Source organism: Pedobacter sp., from assembly GCF_045628745.1.
Classification (GTDB): Bacteria; Bacteroidota; Bacteroidia; order Sphingobacteriales; family Sphingobacteriaceae; genus Pedobacter.
Genome location: NZ_JAZQPU010000301.1, coordinates 1 through 4,601, shown reverse-complemented (window position 1 = coordinate 4,601; position 4,601 = coordinate 1). Strand labels below are relative to the sequence as shown.

The following is a 4,601-nucleotide window of genomic DNA, read 5'->3' as shown; positions in this document are numbered from 1 at the left end:
CGGTAAGAAGATCCATCAACCTTTACCACAGTGGCTAGCGCCGCTTTTTTGTGTTCCCTTACTGCTTTTTCATAAGCCTTCAGGATATCGGTGATTTCTTTCATCAGCATTATTCATTTGATGATGTAAGATAACGGTAATTTAGGGATTGACGAGGAAAGAATTTTACTTTTTTGCAGTCGACTGCCGTTCTACTACAGTAGGCTCCAGCACGGTATGCTCCAGTAATTCGTAAGGATTTTTTTGCTTGATCATTTTCAAGAACAATTCTGCACAGGCGGCGCCCATCTGATTGGGATGCTGATCTATCGATGTTAAGTTTGGTGTGATGTAACCTGAGAAAACCTCATTGGCGAAACCAATGACACCGATTTCTGGAGGCATAATGCCCGATTCTTTAAGTTTTTTGATGACACCTAGTGCGGTAAAATCATCACCGGCAATAATAGCGTCTGGTGGATTTTTACCTCTTAACAGTGTTCCTGCAGCATAACGGCCATCTTTAATGGAGAGGCCACCTAAAATAATATGTTCAGGTATGATAGGCAGACCACTTTCTTCAAGCGCTGCTTTGTATCCTCTCACCCTTTCGGTAAAAATGTTAACCTGCCTGCCAGTGGTAACAAAGGCTATTTTCTGATAACCTTGATCCAGGAGAAATTGGGCAGCCATGTAGCCTGCTTTGTAATCATCCATGGTGATGGTAGAAACATCTAACAGCGGACTCACCCTGTCGAACAGAATTAAAGGGATATTTTGTACAACAACTTCTTCAAAATGGGCAACATCTTTCGTTTGTAGGGAAAGGGATGCCATAATACCATCTACACGGGCTTCCAGAAGGGTTTTTACCCCTTTAATTTCACTCTCTACAGATTCATTTGTTTGGTATAAAATGACGCGGTAACCGCTGTTTTTTAAGCCTTCTTCAATGCTATTGATGATGGAAGCGAAAAAATGCGATTGAATACTGGGCACAATGATGCCAATAATATAGGTTTTACCAGATTTTAAGGCCGCAGCCAATTTATTAGGACTATAGTTTAAGGCTAAAGCAGTCTCTTCTACCGCCTTCCGGGTAGCCTCACTAATAGCTGGAAAGCCACTCAACGCCCTGGATACCGTTGCAACATTAACACCAAGTACTTTGGCTATATCATAAATTGTTGTTTTCTTTTTCAATATCTTCAATTCCCCATTCAGTAATAAGACTGCAAAATGCTAAAAAAACTCTTCATTACAATAAACCACAAGCATTGTACGCCAAATCAACTGTTAAAACCTGCTATTTTGTTAGTCAATAGATGAACCTGTGGTCTTCTTGTAAGAAGAGTTTTTTTTAGGAAAGATTAAATATATCTATTAATGATGTTTTCAAGGTATTCCTGCTTTCCACTGCGGATTTCAGGCTCTCCATTTTCTGCAGCATAGTTTCTTAAATCTAAAAGACTCAATTTACCTTGCTCAAATTCAGCACCTTTTCCACTGTCAAAGGAAGCATAACGTTCTGTTCTTACTTTTTTATAATCTGACTTTTGAAGAATGGCATCAGCCGTTACCAAGGCACGTGCAAAGATATCCATGCCACCAACGTGTGCATAAAACAGGTCTTTAGGATCTGTAGAATTACGACGGATCTTGGCATCGAAATTTACTCCACCACCCTGCAAACCACCATGTTCTAAAATAATCAGCATAGCTTCTGTTAATTCATTGATGTCATTAGGAAACTGATCTGTATCCCAGCCATTTTGGTAATCACCTCTGTTGGCATCAATAGAGCCCAATAAATTATTGTCTGCGGCAACTTGTAACTCATGCTGAAAAGTATGTCCGGCTAAAGTTGCATGGTTCACTTCCAGGTTAAGTTTGAAATCACCTAACAGATCATGCTGCTGCAAAAAGCTTATTACGGTCGCTGCATCATAATCATATTGGTGTTTTGTTGGCTCACAAGGTTTTGGCTCCACAAGAAAAGTTCCTTTAAAGCCCTGCTGACGGGCATAATCTTTGGCCATGTGTAAAAACTTAGCCAGGTGCTCCTGTTCGCGTTTCATATTGGTATTCAGCAGGCTCATGTAACCTTCTCTGCCACCCCAGAATACGTAATTCTCTCCACCCAAAGCTATCGTTGCATCAATAGCCGATTTTACCTGCGCTGCACCATGTGCCAAAACATGAAAATCTGGATTGGTAGATGCACCATTCATATAGCGCTGGTGACTGAATAAATTGGCTGTTCCCCAAAGTAATTTCACACCACTTTCTGCCTGCTTTTGTTTGGCATAAGCTACTAAAGTTTGTAAACGTTGTTCATTTTCAGCAACATCATTGGTGTAATCCACCACATCAACATCGTGAAAACAATAATAAGGCAATTGCATTTTGGTAATGAATTCGAAGGCCGCATCCATTTTATCTTTTGCTCTTTCTATAGCGTCTTTTTTCTCATCCCATGGGAAATTATGTGTGGCCCCACCAAATGGATCGCTACCATTACCGTTAAAGGAATGCCAGTAAGCACAGGCAAATTTAAAATGCTCGTTCATGGTTTTACCGGCAACCACACGGTTGGCATCATACCACCTGAATGCTAGTGGATTATCACTTTCTAAACCTTCAAACTGGATTTGGTCTATACCTTTAAAAAATTCTTTTTCTCCTGAAACTACTTTTATCATTTTGTTTAATTATGTGGTTCTAAATTCTTATTTCTTTTTTTATGGCTAATCTGTTCTATGCAATCCTGCTGCGTATTCATTTTCCTGGAGTGCTTTATCTAAAAGGGCTTTCCAATCGGCATAAATGGCCTCATAAGTCTCTGTATCTGTCGGTTCCAGGTATTTAATCACTTCCTGTTGAGTGAAAGCTGCTTCGGCATTTTTAAAAACACCAGAGCCTATACCTGCACCTAATGCAGCTCCTACACTTCCATCATTTTCATATAATTCTACAGGCACCCCAGTTACATTAACAAAAGTCTGTGCAAAAAGGTCGCTTAAAAATAAATTAGCACGCCCTGCACGAATCACTGTAGGTTTCATGCCGTTTTCGCGCATGATGTCTAAGCCATAACGGAAAGCACAGGCAATTCCTTCCTGCACGGCCCTGAAAATATCTTCACGTCGGTGTACATTCAAATCTATGCCCAGCAGCTGTGCACTTGTATATTTGTTATTGAGCATTCTTTCTGCGCCATTGCCAAAAGGTAATACCCTTAAGCCTTTACTTCCAACGGGGGCTGTCGCCGCCAATGCATTTAATGCAGGGTATGAAAGATCTGCCGCAAATTGTGCCTTTGCCCACCGGTACATACTTCCCGTGCCATTGATACACAAGAGTACACCGGTATGTTTTTTTGATGGTGAATATGTAACATGTGCAAAAGTATTGACACGCGATTGAGGATCGAAAGTCAGGGAATCGCTAACGCCATAAATAACACCGGATGTGCCAGCGGTGGCTGCAACTTCTCCCGGTTTTAACACATTTAAAGAAAGCGCATTGTTAGGCTGATCGCCACTTTTATAAGATACTGGAATACCTTCCATTAAACCCAACTCTTGTGCAACAATTGCATTTACTTCACCATGGACAGCAAACAATGGTTTAATGGTTGGAATAAGGTCTTCGGCAAAGCCATAGTGACTCATTAAATCCGCGGAAAGATTGTCATTTTTAAAATCCCAGAAAATACCTTCTGATAAGGCAGGAATACTGGTAGTAATATTTCCCGTTAGCTTCATGGCTATATAATCGCCCGGAAGCATAATTTTATCTATCTGTTGATATATTTCAGGCTCATTTGCTTTTACCCAGGCTAATTTAGAAGCCGTAAAGTTTCCCGGCGAATTGAGCAGGTGTTCCAGGCATTTTTCCTGTCCGATGGCCTCAAAAGCAGTTTCACCTAAAGCTACCGAACGACTATCGCACCAGATGATGCTATCTCTTAAAACCTGCTGGTTTTTATCGACCACCACCAGGCCATGCATCTGGTAAGCTATGCCTATGGCTTTAATTTCTTTAGGATCGTATTTTCCGGAAGCATTTAAGTTCAGAATAGCTTGCTGTGCATTTGCCCACCAATCTTTCGGATTTTGTTCTGCCCAGCCTGGTTTTACAGTTTTAATCTCGGTCTCTTCTTCTGGAAATTGAGTGGTAGCCACACATTTTTGTGTCGCTACATCAACCACAGCAACTTTAATGGAAGAAGTCCCTATATCGATCCCTAATAAGTACATACAATTTGTAAATTAATTTGAACGCCTGTTTATGCAAACGGTTGCATAAAGGTAATAGTATTCTGATTAACCACAAATAATTATCCCTTTTATCTTAAATAAAATCTTTAATATGCTCGCCGATATAAGTCGGAGGCCAAGCGGTCTTAGGAAGACAAGGCATATTATCAACTCCTTGGCTCACAGAACGACATGGCTACGATCCGACTTAAATTAATTTACAAATTGTATGTACTTATTAGGGATCGATATAGGCACTTCTTCCATTAAGGTTGCTGTGGTTGATGTAGCGACACAAAAATGTGTGGCAACCACAAGTCGGAGGCCAAGCGGTCTTAGGAAGACAAGGCATATTATCAA

At 40.6% G+C, this 4,601-nt stretch carries 3 protein-coding genes; all 3 read right to left on the bottom strand.

Translation table 11 applies throughout. The annotated features are described in order from the left end of the window. Positions 1-165: 165 nt before the first annotated feature. The 3 genes from ACR2F7_RS11100 to ACR2F7_RS11090 all read right to left on the bottom strand — a co-directional run bounded on the left by ACR2F7_RS11100 (position 166) and on the right by ACR2F7_RS11090 (position 4,241). Positions 166-1,182, bottom strand: a complete 1,017-nt coding sequence (locus ACR2F7_RS11100) for a LacI family DNA-binding transcriptional regulator (protein ID WP_432713631.1) — start codon at positions 1,180-1,182, stop codon at positions 166-168. Positions 1,183-1,349: 167 nt separating this feature from the next. Continuing rightward, positions 1,350-2,681 (bottom strand): xylose isomerase, encoded by a 1,332-nt coding sequence (xylA, locus tag ACR2F7_RS11095; protein WP_432713630.1) that lies wholly within the window; start codon positions 2,679-2,681, stop codon positions 1,350-1,352. A 45-nt stretch (positions 2,682-2,726) separates the two neighbouring features. Beyond that, on the bottom strand, positions 2,727-4,241 hold the full coding sequence (locus ACR2F7_RS11090) for a xylulokinase (RefSeq protein ID WP_432713629.1): 1,515 nt from the start codon (positions 4,239-4,241) through the stop codon (positions 2,727-2,729). Positions 4,242-4,601 lie beyond the last annotated feature (360 nt).

What these genes read in the sequence shown, in the direction of transcription:
- ACR2F7_RS11090 (WP_432713629.1), bottom strand. Translation starts at nt 4,241, where the DNA reads ATGTACTTATTAGGGATCGATATAGGGACTTCTTCCATTAAAGTTGCT.
- xylA (WP_432713630.1), bottom strand. Translation starts at nt 2,681, where the DNA reads ATGATAAAAGTAGTTTCAGGAGAAAAAGAATTTTTTAAAGGTATAGAC.